Here is a 20,577-nt window from a genome sequence, read left to right as displayed (position 1 = left end):
AGTCCTTGGAGTCCTTGGAGTCCTTGGAGTCCTTCGCCGAGTCGTCGGACGTGCTGCCTGCGGTCTTCGGCTTCTCCTCGTCCTTCTTGCCGTCCTTCGTCCCGTCCTTCGTCCCGTCCTTCTTCTGCTCGTCGACCGGGCCGCCGCGCTCCCAGCCCGCCTCGGCGAGCAGCGCCCGCGCCTCGGCCGTGTCCTGCTTGCCGAGCGCGTCGCTGTTGTCGGCGTACGCGGCCTGACCGGCCAGGGCCAGATGGTTGTCGACCGTGGTCGCGGGCAGTCCGAGCGGCTTGAGCACGGACTCGGCGAGCTGCTTGCGGTCGATGGCACGGGCCACCGCCCGCCGGACCCGCTCGTCGGTGAGCGGACCGCTGGAGCCGTTGAGCGCGAGCTGCGTGTAGGCCGGCTCCAGGGACTTGCGGAGCCGGAAACCGTGCAGCTCGGCCTGCTCGGCCGTGTACTTCTTGACCGCCTTGCGGGTCTTGGCGCGGGCGGCGGTCTCCTCGTCGGCCGCCTCCTCGTCCTCCCCGTGCGCGCGGGCCCAGGACCGGGTCGCCTCCGCGGGGGTGAGCGCGGCGCCGGGCCCGTGGGCGAGCGGGCCCGACGAGCCCTGGTCGCGGGCCGCGTACGCGATGCGGTCGGCGCCGCCCGGCTCCACGTCGGCCAGGTCGAGCTTGCCGGCGGCCAGGGCGGCGGGGCGCTCGGCGCGGGGCACCGCGGCGAGGACCAGCTGGTCGAGCTTGGGCTGGCGGCCCCACCAGCGCGGGTTGCGCTTGAGGGTGATCCGCTTGGCGTCGCGGTCGGTGGCGCCGAGGGCGAAGGGGCCCGCGGTGACCTTGAGGGTGCGGCGCGCACCCTCGTTGAAGGTGTCCGGCGTCCCCATGACGTCCTTGGGGTACAGCGGGGAGAACAGCGCCCGCCAGTCCGCGTACGGCTTGGCGAAGGTGACCCGTACCTCGAGGTCGTTCTTGCCGCGCTCGATCTTCTCGATGCGGTCGTAGCCGGCGTTGTGGGCCGTCCAGTACGCGGAGTCCTTGCCGGACAGTGCGCGCCACTGGGCGGCGAAGTCGGCGGCGCCGATCTCGCGGCCGTCGCTCCAGACGGCCTGCTGGTTCAGCTTGTACAGGACCACCTGCTTCGGCTCGGTCTCGATGACCTCGGCCTTCTCCAGGTAGTCGGCGTCCCGGACCGGGCGGCCCTGGGCGTCGATCCGGAACATCGACGGCAGGACGGCGCCGGTGACCCGGGTGGTGCTCGCGTCGGCGTCGGCCTGGAAGGCGTTCAGCGTCTGCGGCAGGGCGTCGATCGCCCAGCGCACGGTGCCGCCGTCCTTGATCTGCTCGCGGGCGGCCGGAGCGATGTCCTGCCGGGCGGCCGGCTTGCCCGCCTCGTCGTCGGAGCCGCAGCCCGCGAGGGCGGTCACGGCGAGGGCACCGCTCACGAGGAACGCCGCTGAGCGGGCGGTCGCGCCTGGGCGCCTTGGGATTCGGTGCATCTCGGCGTCTACCTCCGGGACGGGCCTGTTGATCACGTTTGGCGGTATATGTCGCTGATCACATCTATTGCCTCAGGGAAGCGGTCGGCCCTCTCCGAGGGGTGGCGACACGTCGGCCCCGGGCCCGATTGCCACTCGTGCGGCCCAATGGGGCGGGCCCCCGCCCCCCGCCCGGCGGAGCCGGTCGCACCCCCGCAGGGCCCGCACCCGCCCGCGACACCGCACGCCCCCTTCCCAAACCGCAATGTGACGCGCGACACTCGCACCCGCACACGCATCTCCGCCGCAACCCGCGGAAGCGAGGCAAGTCATGTCCCTGAACGATGACTTGACGGTCATTCAGCGCTGCGTGGAAGACCTGGCCCGGGCCGTGGACCGGCTCCCGCCCCGGTCCTGCTCCGCCCCCGACCTGCGCCGCGTCCGCGCCGACACCGAGCACCTGCGCGAGAGCGTGGCCCTGCTGCGCGCCGCCGCGGCCCAGAGCCCGGCGGCCCCGGCCCCGGCCCGGCAGAACGTCGTCCCCGTCCCCGACACCCCCTACGACCGCTCCCTGTGGACCGACTCCGACGACGAGGGGCTCGGCGCACGGGACCGGCACGCCCCCTGACCCCACCCACCTGCGGAGGCTTCCTTGGCCACCGGCACAGAACACGGCACCGGCGTCCGGGGCTCCACCCGTGCCGCGATCGCCGCCCGCCACCTGCGCACCGACCGCTGGTGGCTCGCCCCGGCCGCGACCGCGGGCGGCCTGCTCGCGTTCGTCGTCTACTCCACCTGGCGGGCCTTCGCGAACGCGGACTACTACGCGGCCCCGTACGTGTCGCCGTTCTACTCTCCGTGCCTGTCGGACAACTGCGCCCCGATGCGGCACGGCCCCAACTGGGAGCTGTTCGGCGGCTGGTGGGGCCTGTCCCCCGCCCTGCTCATCCTGATCTTCCCGCTGGGCTTCCGGCTGACCTGCTACTACTACCGCAAGGCCTACTACCGCGGCTTCTGGGCGTCACCGCCCGCCTGCGCGGTCGCCGAGCCACACACGAAGTACACCGGCGAGACCCGCTTCCCGCTGATCCTGCAGAACATCCACCGGTACTTCTTCTACGCGGCCGTCCTCGTCGCCTGCATCCTCACCTACGACACCGTGCTGTCGTTCCGCGACGAGCACTACGCGTGGGGACACATGGGCCTCGGCACCCTCGTCTTCCTCCTGAACATCACCCTGATCTGGGCGTACACCCTGTCCTGCCACTCCTGCCGGCACATCGTCGGCGGCCGGCTCAAGCACTTCTCCCGGCACCCGGTGCGCTACCGCCTGTGGGGCTGGGTCGGGAAGCTGAACGCCCGCCACATGCTGCTCGCCTGGGCCTCCCTGGTGAGCGTCGCGCTCGCCGACCTCTACGTGTACCTGGTGGCGTCCGGCGCCTTCGACGATCCGCGCTTCTTCTGATGGTGAGGGCCTTCTGAATGTCTGTAGTGGAGCGGCAGCAGTGGGACGTCGTCGTGGTCGGGGCCGGCGGCGCCGGACTGCGGGCCGCGATCGAGGCACGGGAGCGCGGCGCGCGCACGGCGGTGATCTGCAAGTCCCTGTTCGGCAAGGCGCACACCGTGATGGCCGAGGGCGGCATCGCGGCCGCCATGGGCAACGTGAACTCCGGGGACGGCTGGGAGGTCCACTTCCGGGACACGCTGCGCGGCGGCAAGTTCCTCAACCAGTGGCGGATGGCCGAGCTGCACGCCAAGGAGGCCCCCGACCGGGTCTGGGAGCTGGAGACCTGGGGCGCGCTCTTCGACCGCACCGCGGACGGCCGGATCTCGCAGCGCAACTTCGGCGGGCACGAGTACCCGCGGCTCGCACACGTCGGCGACCGCACCGGACTGGAACTGATCCGCACCCTCCAGCAGAAGACCGTCCAGCTCCAGCAGGAGGACCACCGGGAGACCGGCGACTACGAGTCCCGGCTCAAGGTCTTCCAGGAGTGCACCGTCACCCGGGTGCTCACCGACGACGACGGCCGGGTCAGCGGCGTCTTCTGCTACGAGCGCGAGAGCGGCCGCTTCTTCGTCATCGAGGCACCGAGCGTGGTCCTGGCCACCGGCGGCATCGGCAAGTCGTTCAAGGTGACGTCGAACTCGTGGGAGTACACCGGTGACGGGCACGCCCTCGCCCTGCTCGCCGGGGCACCGCTGCTCAACATGGAGTTCGTGCAGTTCCACCCCACGGGCATGGTCTGGCCGCCGTCCGTCAAGGGCATCCTCGTCACCGAGTCGGTGCGCGGCGACGGCGGGGTGCTGAAGAACTCCGAGGGCAAGCGGTTCATGTTCGACTACGTCCCCGACGTCTTCAAGGAGAAGTACGCGGAGACCGAGGCCGAGGGCGACCGCTGGTACGAGGACCCGGACCGCAACCGGCGCCCGCCCGAACTGCTCCCCCGCGACGAGGTGGCCCGCGCCATCAACGCCGAGGTCAAGGCGGGCCGCGGCACCCCGCACGGCGGCGTCTACCTCGACGTGTCCTCGCGCATGCCCGCCGACGTGATCCGGCGCCGGCTGCCGTCGATGCACCACCAGTTCAAGGAACTGGCCGACGTCGACATCACCGCGGAGGCCATGGAGGTCGGGCCCACCTGCCACTACGTGATGGGCGGCATCGCCGTCGACTCGGACACGGCGGCGGCGCGCGGCGTGCCCGGACTGTTCGCGGCCGGCGAGGTGGCCGGCGGCATGCACGGCTCCAACCGGCTCGGCGGGAACTCCCTCTCCGACCTGCTCGTCTTCGGGCGGCGCGCCGGACTGCACGCCGCCGCACACGCGCAGGGCCTCCCCGAGCGCCCCGCCGTGAGCGACGCACGCATCGACGCGGCGGCCGCCGAGGCGCTGCGCCCCTTCTCCGCGGAGCCCGCGCAGGACGGCGGCGTCCCCGAGAACCCGTACACCCTGCACCAGGAACTCCAGCAGACGATGAACGACCTCGTCGGCATCATCCGCCGCGAGGGCGAGATGGAGCAGGCTCTGCACCGGCTCGGCGACCTGCGGGCACGGGCCCGGCGGGCCGGGGTCGAGGGGCACCGCCAGTTCAACCCCGGCTGGCACCTCGCGCTCGACCTGCGGAACATGCTCCTGGTCAGCGAGTGCATCGCCCGTGCCGCCCTGGAACGCACCGAGTCCCGCGGCGGACACACCCGCGAGGACCATCCGGGCATGAACCGCGCCTGGCGCCGGATCAACCTGCTGTGCCGGCTGCGCGACCCCGGCACCGAGCCGGACACGGCCGACCCGCGGCGCGGCCGCATCGCCCTCGACCGCGAGGAGACCGAACCCGTACGCCCCGACCTGCTCGCCCTCTTCGAGAAGGAGGAGCTGGTGAAGTACCTGGCCGACGAGGAGCTGTCCGAGTGAGCGACCCAGCAGGTGATTCCCGTGAGTGACACGTACCGGGCGCACTTCCGTGTGTGGCGCGGCGACCAGGACGGCGGCGAGCTGCGCGACTTCGAGGTCGAGGTGAACGACGGCGAGGTCGTGCTCGACATCATCCACCGGCTGCAGGCCACCCAGGCCCCCGATCTGGCGGTGCGCTGGAACTGCAAGGCCGGCAAGTGCGGTTCGTGCTCGGCGGAGGTCAACGGCCGGCCCCGGCTGATGTGCATGACCCGCATGTCCGTCTTCACGCGCGAGGAGACCGTCACCGTCACACCGCTGCGCGCGTTCCCCGTCGTGCGGGATCTCGTGACGGACGTCGGGTTCAACTACACGAAGGCCCGGCAGGTCCCGGCGTTCGTACCGCCGGCGGATCTCGCGCCCGGCGAGTACCGGATGATGCAGGAGGACGTGGACCGTCCGCAGGAGTTCCGCAAGTGCATCGAGTGCTTCCTGTGCCAGGACACCTGCCATGTCGTGCGCGATCACGAGGAGAACAAGCCCGCGTTCGCCGGCCCCCGCTTCCTGATGCGCGTGGCCGAGCTCGACATGCATCCGCTCGACGCCGCCGAGGAGAGCGGACTCGACCGCAAGAGCACCGCCCAGGACGAGCACGGCCTCGGCTACTGCAACATCACCAAGTGCTGCACCGAGGTCTGCCCCGAGGGCATCAAGATCACGGACAACGCGCTGATCCCGCTCAAGGAGCGTGCCGCCGACCGCAAGTACGACCCGGTGGTGTGGCTGGGCAACCGCATCCGGCGACGGTCCCGTCCGTAGCGGCGCGCCGTACGGTGGGCGGGACGCACCCCGGTCACCTCACCGCCCCCGCATGCGAAAGAGAACCGTCCCGCCATGAACACCGGCCTCCATCTGCTCGGCTCCGGCCGCACCGCCGACGTCTACGCCCTCGAACCCGGCTGGGTGCTGCGCCGCTACCGCGACGGTCTCGACGCCGGTCCCGAGGCCGCCGCGATGGCGTACGTCCGCGCCCACGGCTTTCCCGCGCCGCGCGTCCGCCCCGACACGGCACGCGGTCCGGGCGACCTCGTCATGGAGCGGCTCGACGGGCCGACGCAGGCCGAGGAGCTGCTGAGCGGTGCGCTGGACCCGGCGGCCGCGGGCGCCGAACTCGCCGTGCTGCTGCGCCGGCTGCACGCCGTGCCCGCCCGGGCCGGCGGTCACATAGTCCACCTCGACCTGCACCCGGAGAACGTCATCCGCACGGCCGACGGCCCCGTCGTCATCGACTGGTGCACCACGCAGGAAGGCGATCCGGCGCTGGACTGGGCGATGTCGGCGATCATCCTCGCCGAGGTGACCCTGCACCCGGACTGGTCCGCCGCCGCGCCGGGCCTGCGGGGCGTGCTCACCGCGCTGCTCGCCGACCCCGCACCGGGGACGACCGGCACCGCGCTCGACGAGGCCCGCGCCCGCCGCACCGCGAACCCGACGCTGACCGGCGCGGAGAAGGCGCGGCTCGGAGCCGCCGCGGAGCTGGTCCGGGCGGTGGCGGGCGCGGCGCGCTGACGGGCGCCCTTGCCCAGCCGCCGGGTGCCGACCTAGGGTGAATGCGCTTTCATTTCCTGCCCGGGTGGCACCGACCCGCCCCGTCCCGCCCGCCCCGATCGACAGAGAGCCCGGTTCCCGCAGTGAGCACAGCCCCCACGGTGTACGACGTCGCCGAACGCTCCGGCGTCTCCATCGCCACCGTGTCCCGGGTCTACCGCAACCCCGACTCGGTGCGCGCCCAGACCAGGGACCGGGTCCTCGCCGCGGCGCGCGAGCTGGGCTACGTGCCGAGCGGCAACGCGCGCGGGCTCGCCAGCCGCTCGACCGGCGTGCTCGGCCTGTGCTTCCCCGACTACGCGGACCCCGACGCCGAGTCCGAGGCGGGCGGCAGCGCCGAGGCCGACGACGACGCGGCGATGCTCTACTCCGACCAGATCATCCGCGGCATGGAGCGCGCCGCCCGCCGCCACGGGTACGCGCTGCTGATCGCCGCCTCCCTCAAGGGCGGCCCGGAGAGCCTGGTCGCGAAGGTCGCGGGCCGCGTCGACGGCTTCGCGGTGCTGGCACGGACCGTGCCGATCGAGGAGCTCGAGGTCATATCGCGCCGGCAGCCGGTGGTGATGCTCGCCGGCCCCCGCGAGAGCGACCAGCTCGACCACCTCGACCACATCGAGGTCGCGAACGCGGACGGGCAGCGCGAGCTGACCCGCCATCTGATCGAGGACCACGGGCTGCGCCGCCTCGCCTACGTCGGCTCCGCCGAGGAGTCGCCGGACGTCGCGGCGCGCTTCCGCGGCTATCTGGAGGCGTGCCGGGCGGCCGGTGTCGCGGTGGGCGACGAGCCGGATCTGCGGGCGGCGCTGATGACCCAGGCCGAGGGCGCCCAGGCCGCGGCCACCCTGCTCGACCGCCCCGGGGACCGGCCCGAGGCCCTGCTGTTCGCGAACGACCAGATGGCGGTCGGCGCCCTGCACACCCTGGAGCGGCGCGGGCTGCGCGTCCCGCAGGACGTGGCCGTCACCGGTTTCGACGGGATCGCGCTGAGCCGGCTGGTCCGTCCGGCGCTCACGACGGTCCGCCAGCCGATGCGGCGGATGGGCGAGGAGGCGGTGGAACTCCTGGTCCGGCGGCTCACCGGCGGCCAGAACGCGGACCCGGTCTCGATGATGCTCCCGGTGTCACTGGTCCGCCGCGCGAGCTGCGGCTGCTGACCGACCGGCGTCGCCGGCGCCCGATCGGAACCCGATCGGCACCCCGCCGCCTTCCCGGACGCGACGAAGGGGCACCCCCACCAAGGGGTGCCCCTTCGTCGCGTCTTCGTCGCGTGGCGTCGCGTCTTCGTCGCGTGTCCCGCGTCCGGCGGGTCAGTCCGTGCCGGACTCCATCGCGGCGCGGTCGAGCAGCTCGTCGTCCTCCGTGGTCTCGCCGCGGGAGGCGATGGCCTCGGCGCCGCCCTCGGGCATGGTGCCGATCAGCTCCGTGACGGCGGCCTGGGCGGCGCCCGCGACGGCGGTGCCCGAGCCGATCAGACCGAGGCCCGCGTACTGCTCCAGCTTCGCGCGGGAGTCGGCGATGTCCAGGTTCCGCATGGTCAGCTGGCCGATGCGGTCGACCGGGCCGAACGCCGAGTCCTCGGTGCGCTCCATGGAGAGCTTGTCCGGGTGGTAGCTGAACGCCGGGCCCGTCGTGTCGAGGATCGAGTAGTCCTCGCCGCGCCGCAGCCGCAGGGTGACCTCGCCGGTGACGGCGGCGCCGACCCAGCGCTGGAGCGACTCGCGGATCATCAGGGCCTGCGGGTCCAGCCAGCGGCCCTCGTACATCAGCCGGCCGAGGCGGCGGCCCTCGGCGTGGTACTGGGCGAGGGTGTCCTCGTTGTGGATCGCGTTCACCAGGCGCTCGTACGCGGCGAACAGCAGGGCCATGCCCGGGGCCTCGTAGATCCCGCGGCTCTTGGCCTCGATGATCCTGTTCTCGATCTGGTCGGACATGCCGAGGCCGTGGCGGCCGCCGATCGCATTGGCCTCCATGACGAGGTCGACGGCGGAGGCGAACTCCTTGCCGTTGATCGTCACGGGGCGGCCCTGCTCGAAGCCGATCGTGACGTCCTCGGTGGCGATCTCCACCTCGGGGTCCCAGAAGCGGACGCCCATGATCGGGTCGACCGTCTCCACGCCCGTGTTCAGATGCTCCAGGGTCTTCGCCTCGTGCGTGGCACCCCAGATGTTGGCGTCCGTCGAGTACGCCTTCTCCGTGGAGTCCCGGTACGGCAGGTCGTGGGCGACCAGCCACTCGGACATCTCCTTGCGGCCGCCGAGCTCGGTGACGAAGTCGGCGTCGAGCCACGGCTTGTAGATCCGCAGGTTCGGATTGGCCAGCAGGCCGTAGCGGTAGAACCGCTCGATGTCATTGCCCTTGAAGGTGGAGCCGTCGCCCCAGATCTGGACATTGTCCTCGAGCATCGCGCGGACCAGCAGCGTGCCCGTCACGGCGCGGCCGAGCGGCGTCGTGTTGAAGTACGCACGGCCGCCCGAACGGATGTGGAACGCACCGCAGGTCAGTGCGGCGAGCCCCTCCTCGACCAGTGCCGCCCGGCAGTCGACCAGGCGGGCGACCTCCGCGCCGTAGTTCTTGGCGCGGCCGGGCACCGAGGCGATGTCGGGCTCGTCGTACTGGCCGATGTCGGCGGTGTACGTGCACGGGATGGCGCCCTTGTCGCGCATCCACGCGACAGCGACCGACGTGTCGAGGCCGCCCGAGAAGGCGATGCCGACGCGCTCGCCGGCCGGGAGGGAGGTGAGGACCTTGGACATAGGAAGAGTATGCAGCACAACGCATGGTCATGCAAAGCGAATCCCGATCCGATTTCGGATCCCCCTCGATTCACCGACGCGGAGAGGACTCCGGACCGCTCCCCGGCCGGACACGCCACGCCCGGCGCGGCCCCGCCGCGCACCCCGTCACACGCCAGGCCCCGGCACCCGCCCGAAGAAGTCCGCCTTGGCCGCCGCCAGCGCCACGAGCGCCTCCGGCGTCCCGGGCCACTCGAAGTGCCCGGCGTCCAGGACGTGGAGCTCCCGGCCGGACCCCTCGGACAGCCCGGAGTACACGGCGAACTGCCCGGGCGGCGGCACCGACGGATCGAAGAGCGCCGCCGCGACGAGCACCGGCACCCGGATCCGGGTCGCCGCCGTCGCCGCGTCGAAGTACCGCAGCACGTCGAGCACCTCGGGGTGTGCGGCATGGTGGCGGCGCACGGAGGCCCCGCTGCCGACGCAGTCGAGCGTGAGCCGCAGCGGCTGGTTGCCGAACGTCGGCACGGTGAGCTGCCCGGCGGCGAACCGGTCGTCCCAGGGCAGGGCGAGCGCCCCGAGCCCGCCACCGAAGCTCTCGCCCAGGTAGCCGAGGCCGTGCCCGCCGGACCGCGGGCCGCGCAGCTCAGGGACGAGTTCCAGCAGGGCGGAGGCGGCGCACCACAGGTCGGCGACGCACTCGCCGATCACGTAGGTCTCGCGCGCGCCGATGCCGTGCAGGACGTGCGCGGCGGAGTCCGCGGGGATCCCGGGCACCAGACCGCGCTCGGCCATCCCGCGCACGCACGGCAGGATCGCCGCCGCGCGCGGGGCGGGCAGCGGCACGTCGGGGCCCGCGGCGTCCCGGCCGCCGTACCCGTGCCCGATCACGAAGCCGCGCTCGGCGGGTCCGTCGGCGGGGAGGGCGAGCCAGCCACCGAGCCGCACGCCACCGACCGAGGCGTACGTCACCTCGTGGATCCGCACCCCGTCGCGCTCCTCGACGAGCGGCCCGAGCCGCGGCTCGGTGGCGACGGCGCGCGCCCGCGCGTACCGGTCCCGCCAGAACGCGTCGAAGTCGGCGGGCCCCTCGGGCGCCGGCACCCGCAGCAGCGCGTCGAGCCCCATGCCGTGGGCCGGGTCGAAGGGGAAGTCGTGCGGGAAGGAGCGCGGGGCGGCGCCGGCGGCGGTCATGGGCGCGACCCTAACCCCGGGCGACGGCGCCCTTTCCTGGCGATCCAGACCACTTCCGCCCGGGTGGACCGCTTTCCTCCGCTCGGGCTCGGCTAGTTTCTCTTTGCAAACTCCCGGTGCGGGCTCGCGAGACGCTTCTGGGGAACGCCCCCGTTACGGGAGTGTGACCAAGACCCCTCTTGCCACATCCGGCAGGCCTGCCACAGAGTAATGTATGCGCTTACAGACAGCGCATACATTCTGGGAACGCTCAAGGAGGAGCCGTCCATGAACCGCGTCGCCACCACCGCCGCGATCGCCGTCACCCTGGCGTCCGCACTGACTCTGACCGCCTGCGGCGGCTCCGGCGGCGCGGACGTCGCGGCGGACAAGAAGCAGACGCTGACCGTCTGGGCGATGGGCACCGAGGGCGAGAAGCTCGCCGATGTCGCCCGGGTCTACGAGAAGGCCAACCCGAACATCACGGTCAAGGTCACCCCCATCGGCTGGGACGTCGCCCACCAGAAGCTCGTCGCCGCCGCGGCCGCGAACAAACTGCCCGACGTGATGCAGATGGGCGGCAGCTACCTGACCGAGTTCGCCGACATGGGCGCCCTCGAGCCCGTCGACACCAAGACCTTCGCCGAGAAGGACTTCTTCCCGGCCGGCTGGGAGCAGGGCCAGTACGACGGCAAGACCTACGGCGTGCCGTGGTACGTCGACACCCGCGTCCTGTACTACCGCACCGACCTCGCGAAGAAGGCCGGCGTCGACGAGGCCCCGGCCACCATGGCGCAGCTGAAGCAGGCCGCGGAGAAGTACCAGGAGGCGGGCAGCAAGTACGGCCTGTCGATCCAGCCGAACGGCCTGGACTCGGTGCAGTCCTTCTACCAGTTCCTCTACTCGGCCGGCGGCGAGATCGTCACCAAGGACGGCAAGGCCGTCGCGAACAGCCCGGCCGCCGTGAAGGCCCTGGACGACTACACCTCCTACTTCAAGAAGGGCCTCGCCGCGAAGTCCGTCCGCCCCGGCTACGACGTGACGAAGGACTTCAACACCGGCGCCGTGGCCATGTTCTTCGGCGGTCCCTGGCACATGGGCCTGCTCGACGACAACTACCCCGACCTCAAGGGCAAGTGGGCCATCGCCACCGTGCCCGCGGACAGGACCTCCGCCTCCATGGCCGGCGGCTCCTCCCTGTCCGTCTCCGCGGACAGCGAGCACAAGGCCGCCGCCAAGGAGTTCATCACCTACCTGACGGGCACCAAGGGCCAGGCCGACTGGTTCGAGCGCACCAAGGACCTCCCGGCCAACATGAACGCCTGGAAGTCCGGCCGGCTCGCCACCGACCCGGACATGAAGGTCTGGAAGACGCAGATGGAGTCCGCGCAGGTCTCCCCGACCCAGCCCAAGTGGTCGGAGATCACCTCGAAGATCGACACCGCGATCGAGAAGGCCGCCCAGGGCAAGGCCTCCCCGAAGGCCGCCCTCGACGAGGCCCAGAAGGCGATCGAGCCCCTCGTGCAGAAGCAGTAGCGAGCGGCACCAGCAGCACCGGGCGACCACCGTACGAAGGGCCGGACCATGTCCACCACGACACCCACCCCCGCGCACTCCGGGACCGCCAAGGTCCCGGGCGGCGGGCCCGCGCAGGGCGCGGGGCGGCGCAGGAAGCGCCCGACGGGCAGGCAGAACCTGGCCGGATGGCTGTTCTCCACCCCGTTCCTCGCCCTGTTCGCGGTCTTCATGCTCTTCCCGATCGTCGCGACGCTCGTCATGAGCTTCACCGACTTCGGGCAGCGCAACGTCCGCCGCCCCATGGACGCGGACTTCGTCGGCCTGGACAACTACACCAGGCTGTTCAGCGACGACCAGTTCCTGAAGGCACTCTTCAACACCGCCTACTTCGTGGTCGTCGGGGTGCCGCTGACCATCGGCCTCGGCCTGCTCGTCGCGGTCCTGCTCAACAACGGCATCGACCGGGCACGCACCTTCTTCCGGGTCGGCTTCTACGCCCCGGTGGTCACCACGATCGTCGCCGTGGCGATCGTGTGGCGGTTCGTGCTCGACCCGTCGGACGGCCTGATCGCCGGACTCGGCGACGAACTCGGCTTCACCGCACCGGACTTCCTCGGCTCCGAGGCCTGGGCCATGCCCTCCCTCATCCTGATGGCGGTCTGGCGCAACCTCGGCACCGTGATGGTCCTGATGATCGCCGGCCTCCAGGCCATCCCGGCCGAGGTCCGCGAGGCCGCCCGGCTCGACGGGGCCGGCCCCTGGCAGGAGCTGCGCCGGATCACGATCCCGCTGCTGCGGCCGACGCTCCTGTACGCCACCGTCATCACCACGATCGGCTACCTCAACGTCTTCGAGGAGCCCTTCGTGATGACCCAGGGCGGCCCCTCCGACGCCACGCTGACCGTGTCCCTCGACATGTACTTCCAGGGCTTCCGGTTCTTCAACATGGGCTACGCGAGCGCGATGGCGTACGTCCTCTTCGTGGTGATCATGGGCATCACGGTGCTGCAGCTGCGACTGATGAAGGACAACACGAAATGAGCGCCGTCACCTCCGCCACCTCCGCGCGCCGCCGCAGCGGCGGCCGCTCGCGCAAGCCCCTGCTGTACGTCGTCGCCTCGCTCGGCCTGCTCGTCATGGCCGCGCCGTTCCTGTGGATGGCGCTGAGCGCCTTCAAGACGAAGAAGGACCTCACGGCGAGCCCGCCGGTGTGGATCCCCTCGTCCTGGACGCTGCAGAACTTCCGGGACCTGCTCGACCAGCTCGACATGCCGCAGTACTTCCTGAACTCGCTGATCGTCGCGGTCCTCGTGACCGTGTGCAACCTGCTGTTCTGCTCGATGCTCGGCTACGCGCTCGCCAAGCTGGACTTCTCGGGCCGCTCCAAGGTCTTCGGCGTCGTCCTCGCCGCCCTGATGGTCCCGGCGAACCTCATGGTCCTGCCGCTGTTCGTGCTGATCAACCAGCTGAACCTGCTCGACACCTACGCGGGCCTCGTCCTGCCCTTCGCGGCCGGTGCGTTCGGCGTCTTCCTCATGCGGCAGTTCATGTCCACCATCCCCGACGAGCTGCTCGAAGCGGCCCGGATGGACGGCGCGGGCGAGTGGTACATCTTCTGGCGCATCGTCCTGCCGCTGGTCAAGCCGGCCCTCGCGACGCTGACGATCTTCACGTTCCTCGGGTCGTGGAACAACTTCATCTGGCCGCTCATCGCAACCAACGACCCCTCCAAGTACACCCTCCCGGTGGCGCTCGCGACCTTCGCCAACGACCCCAACCGCACGGTCGGCGGCGGCAACGGCATGCTCATGGCGGGCTCGCTGCTCGTCGTGCTGCCCGTGCTGCTCGTCTTCGCGGTCCTCCAGCGCCACTTCACCCAGGGCATCGCCACCGCCGGCATGAAGTAGCCCTTCCCGGCATCCCGTCCCGGCACCCCCCGCACGGCGTTCGCACGCGCCCTTTGCACGCAGAAAGACAGGCACACTCACCATGACGCGCAGCACCCTCCCCTTCCCCGACGGCTTCCTGTGGGGCGCCTCGACCGCCGCCCACCAGATCGAGGGCAACAACGTCAACAGCGACTGGTGGCGCAAGGAGCACGACCCGGCGGCCGGCATCCAGGAGCCGAGCCTCGACGCCTGCGACAGCTACCACCGCTGGGAGCAGGACATGGACCTGCTCGCCGAACTCGGCTTCACCGACTACCGGTTCAGTGTCGAGTGGGCGCGCATCGAGCCGGCCCGCGGCCACTTCTCGCGCGCCGAGATCGCCCACTACCGCCGCATGGTGGAGGGCGCACTCGCCCGCGGACTGCGCCCGATGGTCACCCTCCACCACTTCACGGTCCCGCAGTGGTTCGAGGACTTCGGCGGCTTCACCGCCGACGGCGCCGTCGAGCTCTTCGCCCGGTACGTGGAGGAGTGCGCGCCGATCATCGCGGAGGGCGTCAGCCACGTCTGCACCATCAACGAGCCCAACATGATCGCCGTGATGGCGGGCCTCGCCCAGCGCGGCGAGCAGGGCTTCCCGCCGGCCGGTCTGCCGTTCCCCGACGAGGAGACGACGCACGCCGTCATCGCCTGCCACCACGCCGCGGTCAAGGCCGTCCGGGCGATCAACGCCGACATCCAGGTCGGCTGGACCATAGCCAACCAGGTGTACCAGGCGCTGCCCGGCGCCGAGGACGTCACCGCCGCCTACCGCGCCCCGCGCGAGGACGTGTTCATCGAGGCCGCCCGCGGCGACGACTGGATCGGCGTCCAGTCCTACACCCGCACCAAGATCGGCCCCGAGGGCCCGGTCCCGGCGCCCGCGGACGCCGAGCGCACCCTGACGCAGTGGGAGTACTACCCGGCCGCCGTCGGGTACGCGATCCGGCACACCGCCGAGCTGATCGGCCCCGGCACCCCGCTGATCGTCACCGAGAACGGCATCGCCACCGGCGACGAACAGCGCCGCATCGACTACTACACCGGAGCCCTCGAAGCCGTCTCCGCCTGCCTCGACGACGGCATCGACATCCGCGGCTACCTCGCCTGGAGCGCCCTCGACAACTACGAGTGGGGCACCTACAAGGCGACGTTCGGGCTCATCGGCTTCGACCCGGAGACCTTCGAGCGGCACCCCAAGCCCGCCGCACGCTGGCTCGGCGGCCTGGGCCGCGAGCGGACGCTGCCGCGCGCCTGACCCTGCCCCCCTGAACCGGCGGGCGTCGGGCCCGCGCCGGATCCCCCGTACCGGCCGGACCGGCGCCCGCCACCCCGATCGTCCGGAGCCGCGCCCCTGACCCGCGGCTCCGGCTGCGTGCGGCGCCGCGGACCTGACCCCGCGGCCTGCCGTACGGGCGGGGCCGCACGTGGTGACGTGCGCGCCCCGCGGCACAGGCCGGTGCCGCGGCCGGGCGCTGTGGGGGCGCCCCGGTCGCGGCACCTTCCGCCCCGGCATAGCCTCCGAAGAGTGACCTCCGGAAACGCCGACCTGGCGCTCCCCGTCATCACGGTGGTCGTCGTCTGCGTCCTGGCCGCACGGTCGTCGCTGCGGCGCCGGCGGCGGACGGCCACCCGCACGACGCCCGGACGCGCCGCACCACCGCCCCGCGACGAGGACCCGCCGTCCTGAACCCGCGGCGGACCCTCCTCTCAGAACAGGCTGAGCAGGGCCTCCGTGGGGTCGGCGAGCCCCGAGTCGCCGTCGGGCAGCGCCAGTTCGAACCAGACCGTCTTGCCGCGCGGCGTGCGCCGTGAGCCCCAGGCCGCGCTCAGCAGGCCCACGAGCTGCAGTCCGCGACCCCCCTCGTCCGTGTCCCTGGCGCGGCGCCGGCGCGGCTGCACCAGGCCCGCGTCCCACACCTCGCACACCAGCGTGCGGTCGAGCAGCAGCCGCAGCCGGATGTCCCCCTCGCCGTACCGCAGCGCGTTCGTGACCAGCTCGCTGACCAGCAGCTCCGTCGTGTCGACGAGCGCCTCCAGGTCCCAGCCGGTCAGCCGCTCGCGCGCGTACTCGCGGGCCCGGCCCACCGACTTCGGCTCACGCGGCAGCGTCCAGTCGCCCACGTTCTCCTCGGGCAGGCCCTGCACCCGCGCCATGAGCAGCGCGACGTCGTCCTCGCCGTGGTGCGTGTCGAGGCTGCCGAGGACGTGGTCGCAGATGTCCTCCAGCTCCTCCGACCGGGTGCGGGACCCGCTCTCGGTGCGCGGCGGATGGTCGAGCGCCGCACGGAACGCGGACAGCCCCTCGTCCAGCGGGTGGTGCCGGGACTCGACGAGACCGTCCGTGTACAGCCCGAGCAGCGATCCCTCGGGCAGCTCCACCTCCACCTCCTCGAACGGCTCGCCGCCCACACCCAGCGGCATGCCCGGCGGCACGTCCAGCATCAGCGCGTTCTCCCCCGGCTCGACGAGGGCCGGCGGCAGATGCCCCGCGTTGGCGAACGTGCAGCGCCGGGTGACCGAGTCGTAGACCGCGTAGACGCACGTGGCGAGATAGACCTCGGACAGGTCACCGCGCTCCAGCGCGCCCGTCCTGCGGGCGGCGCGGCGCGTCGCCTGCTGGACGCCGCCCGGGGTGCCGAGCCCGCGCGCGATCTCGTCGAGGGCGCTCAGCACCTCCGCCGGCTCCAGGTCGAGGAGGGCCAGCGTCCGTACGGCCGTGCGGAGTTCACCCATGGCGACCGCGGCGCGCAGCCCCCGGCCCATGACGTCACCGATGACCAACGCCGTGCGGTGGCCAGGCAGTTCGATGACGTCGAACCAGTCACCGCCCACCTCCGTCGCCGCGTTGCCCGGCAGATAGCGGCAGGCGATGTCCAGGCCCGAGGCCTCCGGGTTGTCCGGCGGCAGCAGCGAGCGCTGCAGGATCAGCGCGCGTTCGTGCTCGCGGCGGTACAGCCGGGCATTGTCGATACAGACGGCGGCACGGGCGGCCAGCTCGACGGCCACCGCCCGGTCCCGCTCCCCGAACGGCTCGCTGCCCTTGGTCCGCGAGAACTGGACGAGCCCCACGACCGTGTCGTGCGCGACCATCGGCACCGCGAGCGTGGACCGGACGAGACCGCCGGGCTCGGCGGGCAGCAGCTGGGGCCGCGCGGTGCGCAGGGCGTCCGCACAGGCCGAGTTGAACGCGAAACGGTGCACCGCGCCCACGTTCACCGGGGCCTCGCTGCCCAGGTCCAGGAACGGGATGTCGGCGACCGCGCTCGCGGCCGCGACCCGGCGCAGCTCCGCACTGCCGTCCGCGAGACCGGGCGGCGCCTCGTCGCCCGCGAGCAGGCCCTGGTACAGGTCGACGGAGGCCAGGTCGCAGAAGCCCGGGACCACGATGTCGAGCAGCTCGCGGGCGGTGGTCTCCAGGTCCAGCGAGTTCCCTATCCGGGCGCCCGCCTCGTTCAGCAGGGCCAGGTTGCGGCGGGCGTGCGCGGCCTCGCGGGCGGCGGCGTGCCGCCGCGTGACGTCCGTGACGAGACCGGCGATCCCGATGGGGCGGCCCGAACCGCTGTGCACGCGGTACAGGTTGACGGACCAGTGGCGCCGCTCGGTGGAGTCCGGGGCGGTGCCGACCAGCTGCATGTCGGTGACGGCGTCGCCGGACTCCAGGACCCGGCGCAGCGCCCCCTGCACCCGCTCCGCCTCGTGCCGGGGCAGATAGTCGTGGACGGTCTGCCCGCGGTGGTCGTCGACCTGACCGCCGAAGACCGCGGTGAACGTGCGGTTCGCCCGCTGGACCTTGAGGTCCGTGTCGAACAGCAGGAACCCGAAAGGAGATTGGCCGAAAATGGCCTGCGAGGCCGCGAGGTCCGTCTCGATCCGCCGCAGGGTCCGTACGTCGACGACGATGCAGACCGCCGCCCGCTCGCCCGACTCGGTGAGCGTCGGCATGACGTAGACCTCGGCGAGCCCGGTGCGCGACGCGGCGTCGCCTCCGCCCCCGCCCCCCTCTCCGTCCTCTCCGTCCTCACCGTGCTCGCCGTGCGGCGCCCGGAAGGGCACGACCCCGGTCCACTCCCGGCCGTCCAGGATCTCGGCCATCTTGCGGTGCCCGCGATCGCGCAGATCGGCGGGGACGAACGCCTCGATGGGGTCCTTGCCGACGGCATCCTGCGCGCTGACGCCCAGGATCTGCGCGGCCCGCCTGCTCCACTGGTCGACCAGTCCGTCGGGGCCGATCGAGAAGGAGGCGACCTTGATGTAGTCGTAGATCGAACCGGGCGGGCTCGACTGCCAGACGTCGGCCTGCGCGACCGGCCCGTCCGCGGCGGCCGCCTGCTCCGGGGCACCGGCGTCCGCCGGCCCGCCGTCCTGGGCCGTATCCGCATGCCGCACCGAGGCCGCGCCCGAGGAGCCCTCGGACGCCCCGGCCTTCGCTGGTATCTCGCTCACGCGAACCGTCCCCTCCAGCTCACCGCGTCCGGCACCGGTCACCGGGGCGGCTGCCCGCAGTATCCAGCACTACGGAGCCGCGCAACACGGTGTTCACGATCACACCATGCTCCCGGCGCTTTTTGGCCCGCCGGGACCGTTTCTTTCCGTACCCAGGGTCCGGGTGCGCCCACACACGATGCCACGCACCCGTGCCCTGCATCCCCTCTCCTGACCGAACGGGAACGGATCAACCAGGGAGAGCCAGTTCGAACCACACCGTTTTGCCGGCGTCCTCGCCCCCGCCCGGCTTCGTGCCCCAGCGCTGGGCCACCCCCGCGACCAGCTGAAGACCCCGGCCGCCCTCGTCGTCACAGGTCGCGGCGCGGGCCCGGGGCGGGTCGGGGAGCGGGTCGGAGATCTCGACGAGGAGGGAGGTCCCGTCCTTTGCCGGGCGCACCAGCCGGACCCCGATGGGCCCCGAGGCATAGCGCAGGGAATTGGTCACCAGCTCGCTGACCAGCAGGGCGGTGACGTCCCCGAGGTCGTCGAGGCCCCAGGCGCTGAGCTGGGAGCGGACGGCTCCGCGGGCCTTCCGCACGGCCGACGGATCGGCGGGGAACGCCCATTCGGCACGGTCGCCTTCGGCGTGGAGCACGCAGACCACTTCCCTGACCCGCGACGGAGACCGCCCGGGCCCGTCGGGCACAACCGAATCACCCAGGCATTCCGAATAATCAAGACAATCCGGATATACCCGAACTTTGCCGGATGCTATCGCGCCGTCAGCCCTCGCGCACCGCTTCTTCGGCTCCGGACGCCCCTCCGGCCCCGGATGCCGCACCAGCCACACCGGCACCCTCCCCGGCCACCGCCGCCACCGCCGGCACGTCCTGGTCGAGCCACTCCACCGACCACGTCTCCTCCGGCGTCAGCCAGCGCAGCGCGTCGTGGTCCTCCAGCGGCGCCGGCTCACCGGAGAGCAGCCGCGTACGCCAGACGCGCAACACGTACCCCGGCTTCAGCGGCCATTCACCGGGCACCCGGTCCACCGGCTCGGCCTCGACGCCGAGCTCCTCGCGCAGCTCACGGGCGAGCGCGTGCTCCGGGCGCTCCCCCGGCTCGACCTTGCCCCCGGGAAGCTCCCAGCGGCCGGCCAGCTCGGGGGGCGCACTCCGTCGCGCGGCGAGCAGCCGGCCCCGGTCGTCGTACAGTGCGGCGGCGACCACCACCACCACGGGAATGTCCTTCATGGGGCGGAGCTTACGGCCGCCTCAGTTCGCGGTCCCGTGCTGGCCCGAGCCCTGGCCGAGGCGCTCCACCCAGTACAGCTGCTTGTGTCCGCGGCCGTCGAGGCTGTCCGCGATGCTCTCGGCCTCCGCCCTGGTCGCGTACCGGCCGACGCGATAGCGGTTCCCGTTGTCGTCCTGACGGATGACAAGCCACGGCAGTGTGGCCGTGCCGTCACTCATCGCGTCCCTCCACTCCCCGACTCCGGCCCGCATGGCGCCCCGCCCCCTAAGCATCCCGAGGAAACCGCACTCCGCATATGCCGGAGCGTACGCCTGACCTTCACGGAGCGGATACGGAATGGCACAAAGAGATACGCAACAAGCCAACGACCGGCCAGAACGCGGATGCGGCGGGGCACGCCAGGGGGCGCATCCGTCCGAATGCGCCCCCTGTTCCCCAGCCGTACCGGATCAGTCCCCGCGCACCTGCGGCACCGGCAGCAGGACCGGCTCACCCGTCGGCGCCTTCGTGCACACGTCCCCGCACTCCGCGTCGAGCGAGCAGCACAACGAGCAGATCGGACCGCCCTGCACGGGGCAGTCCGCGATGTCCGGCAGCTCGTAGGCCGTCTCGCACACCCCGCACGTGTGCGTCGCCGTCACGTCCGCGACGGCCACGCCCGGACCGTTCACCGGATTCGGCCGCGCCAGGTAGTACCGGCCCTTCGTCGCCCACGCGATCAGCGGGCACAGCGTCAGCGCGAGCCCCGCCGCGATGAACGTCGAGAACGCCTCCGCGTACGCCCCGAACAGCCCGAAGAACGCCAGGATCGACACCGTCGACGCGATCACCATCGACCCGAACCCCGCCGGGTTCACCGCGTACAGATAGGCCCGCTTGAACTCGATGTACTTCGGGCTCCAGCCCACCCGCTTGTTGATGACGAGGTCCGCCGCCACCGCCGCGATCCACGCGATGCCCACGTTCGAGTAGAAGCCGAGCAGCTTGTTCAGCGCGGCGAACATGTTCATCTCCATCAGCGTCAGCGCGATGGCGAGATTCAGGAAGATGTACCAGACCCGGCCCGGATGCCGGA

18 protein-coding genes and 1 pseudogene are annotated in these 20,577 nt (G+C 72.0%); 11 read left to right on the top strand and 8 right to left on the bottom strand.

Annotated features, from left to right (window positions below; all coding sequences use genetic code 11):
• Window positions 1-1,492 (bottom strand): ABC transporter substrate-binding protein (locus tag GTW43_RS29760; RefSeq protein ID WP_237536884.1); only part of this gene is annotated, 1,492 nt, incomplete at its 3' end.
• 310 nt (window positions 1,493-1,802) lie between these two features.
• Here GTW43_RS29760 and GTW43_RS29755 point away from each other — a divergent pair.
• The 6 genes from GTW43_RS29755 to GTW43_RS29730 all read left to right on the top strand — a co-directional run bounded on the left by GTW43_RS29755 (window position 1,803) and on the right by GTW43_RS29730 (window position 7,626).
• A complete protein-coding gene (locus GTW43_RS29755; protein WP_161305092.1) occupies window positions 1,803-2,099 on the top strand; it encodes a hypothetical protein in 297 nt (98 codons plus the stop codon).
• A gap of 24 nt (window positions 2,100-2,123) precedes the next feature.
• Entirely contained in the window at window positions 2,124-2,936 is an 813-nt protein-coding gene (locus tag GTW43_RS29750) for a hypothetical protein (protein WP_161305091.1), read from the top strand.
• A gap of 17 nt (window positions 2,937-2,953) precedes the next feature.
• Complete coding sequence (locus tag GTW43_RS29745) at window positions 2,954-4,885, top strand: fumarate reductase/succinate dehydrogenase flavoprotein subunit (protein ID WP_161305090.1); 1,932 nt, start codon at window positions 2,954-2,956, stop codon at window positions 4,883-4,885.
• 21 nt (window positions 4,886-4,906) lie between these two features.
• The gene (locus tag GTW43_RS29740) at window positions 4,907-5,683 is read left to right on the top strand and encodes a succinate dehydrogenase/fumarate reductase iron-sulfur subunit (RefSeq protein WP_161305089.1); all 777 of its coding nucleotides are present in this window, start codon (window positions 4,907-4,909) and stop codon (window positions 5,681-5,683) included.
• Between the two features lie 75 nt (window positions 5,684-5,758).
• Window positions 5,759-6,433 (top strand): phosphotransferase, encoded by a 675-nt coding sequence (locus tag GTW43_RS29735; protein WP_161305088.1) that lies wholly within the window; start codon window positions 5,759-5,761, stop codon window positions 6,431-6,433.
• A gap of 122 nt (window positions 6,434-6,555) precedes the next feature.
• Window positions 6,556-7,626, top strand: coding sequence for a LacI family DNA-binding transcriptional regulator (locus GTW43_RS29730; protein WP_161305087.1), 1,071 nt, complete (start codon window positions 6,556-6,558; stop codon window positions 7,624-7,626).
• 153 nt (window positions 7,627-7,779) lie between these two features.
• On the opposite strand, the gene argG is transcribed toward GTW43_RS29730, so the two are convergent.
• Both argG and GTW43_RS29720 read right to left on the bottom strand, forming a co-directional pair.
• Window positions 7,780-9,225 (bottom strand): argininosuccinate synthase, encoded by a 1,446-nt coding sequence (gene argG / locus GTW43_RS29725; RefSeq protein ID WP_161305086.1) that lies wholly within the window; start codon window positions 9,223-9,225, stop codon window positions 7,780-7,782.
• A gap of 147 nt (window positions 9,226-9,372) precedes the next feature.
• Window positions 9,373-10,398 carry an acetylxylan esterase gene (locus GTW43_RS29720; protein ID WP_161305085.1) on the bottom strand — a complete coding sequence of 342 codons (1,026 nt, stop codon included), beginning with the start codon at window positions 10,396-10,398 and terminating at the stop codon, window positions 9,373-9,375.
• A gap of 267 nt (window positions 10,399-10,665) precedes the next feature.
• Between GTW43_RS29720 and GTW43_RS29715 the strand changes: the two genes are divergently transcribed.
• The 5 genes from GTW43_RS29715 to GTW43_RS29695 all read left to right on the top strand — a co-directional run bounded on the left by GTW43_RS29715 (window position 10,666) and on the right by GTW43_RS29695 (window position 15,513).
• Window positions 10,666-11,913, top strand: a complete 1,248-nt coding sequence (locus GTW43_RS29715) for a sugar ABC transporter substrate-binding protein (protein WP_161305084.1) — start codon at window positions 10,666-10,668, stop codon at window positions 11,911-11,913.
• A gap of 48 nt (window positions 11,914-11,961) precedes the next feature.
• Entirely contained in the window at window positions 11,962-12,936 is a 975-nt protein-coding gene (locus GTW43_RS29710; RefSeq protein WP_161305083.1) for a sugar ABC transporter permease, read from the top strand.
• On the top strand, window positions 12,933-13,802 hold the full coding sequence (locus tag GTW43_RS29705) for a carbohydrate ABC transporter permease (RefSeq protein WP_161305082.1): 870 nt from the start codon (window positions 12,933-12,935) through the stop codon (window positions 13,800-13,802). Before GTW43_RS29710 ends, GTW43_RS29705 begins: the two co-directional genes overlap by 4 nt.
• Before the next feature lie 82 nt (window positions 13,803-13,884).
• A complete protein-coding gene (locus GTW43_RS29700; RefSeq protein ID WP_161305081.1) occupies window positions 13,885-15,081 on the top strand; it encodes a family 1 glycosylhydrolase in 1,197 nt (398 codons plus the stop codon).
• A gap of 270 nt (window positions 15,082-15,351) precedes the next feature.
• Window positions 15,352-15,513: a hypothetical protein gene (locus GTW43_RS29695; protein ID WP_161305080.1), complete on the top strand. Its 162-nt coding sequence runs from the start codon at window positions 15,352-15,354 to the stop codon at window positions 15,511-15,513.
• 20 nt (window positions 15,514-15,533) lie between these two features.
• Here the strand turns inward: GTW43_RS29695 and GTW43_RS29690 are convergent, their stop codons facing one another.
• The 5 genes and pseudogenes from GTW43_RS29690 to GTW43_RS29670 all read right to left on the bottom strand — a co-directional run.
• Window positions 15,534-18,269, bottom strand: coding sequence for a SpoIIE family protein phosphatase (locus GTW43_RS29690; RefSeq protein WP_343246155.1), 2,736 nt, complete (start codon window positions 18,267-18,269; stop codon window positions 15,534-15,536).
• Window positions 18,270-18,498: 229 nt separating this feature from the next.
• Window positions 18,499-18,906: an ATP-binding protein gene (locus tag GTW43_RS29685; RefSeq protein WP_161305078.1), complete on the bottom strand. Its 408-nt coding sequence runs from the start codon at window positions 18,904-18,906 to the stop codon at window positions 18,499-18,501.
• Window positions 18,907-19,033: 127 nt separating this feature from the next.
• Window positions 19,034-19,501: a (deoxy)nucleoside triphosphate pyrophosphohydrolase gene (locus GTW43_RS29680; RefSeq protein ID WP_161299572.1), complete on the bottom strand. Its 468-nt coding sequence runs from the start codon at window positions 19,499-19,501 to the stop codon at window positions 19,034-19,036.
• 21 nt (window positions 19,502-19,522) lie between these two features.
• Window positions 19,523-19,720, bottom strand: coding sequence for an SPOR domain-containing protein (locus tag GTW43_RS29675; RefSeq protein WP_161299573.1), 198 nt, complete (start codon window positions 19,718-19,720; stop codon window positions 19,523-19,525).
• Window positions 19,721-19,951: 231 nt separating this feature from the next.
• Window positions 19,952-20,577, bottom strand: a pseudogene (locus GTW43_RS29670) (hypothetical protein); the annotation flags it as partial.

The sequence above is a fragment of the Streptomyces sp. SID5785 genome (assembly GCF_009870065.1).
Lineage (GTDB): Bacteria > Actinomycetota > Actinomycetes > Streptomycetales > Streptomycetaceae > Streptomyces.
Note: the sequence above shows the minus strand (reverse complement) of the source record. Positions and strands in the feature narration are given on the sequence as shown.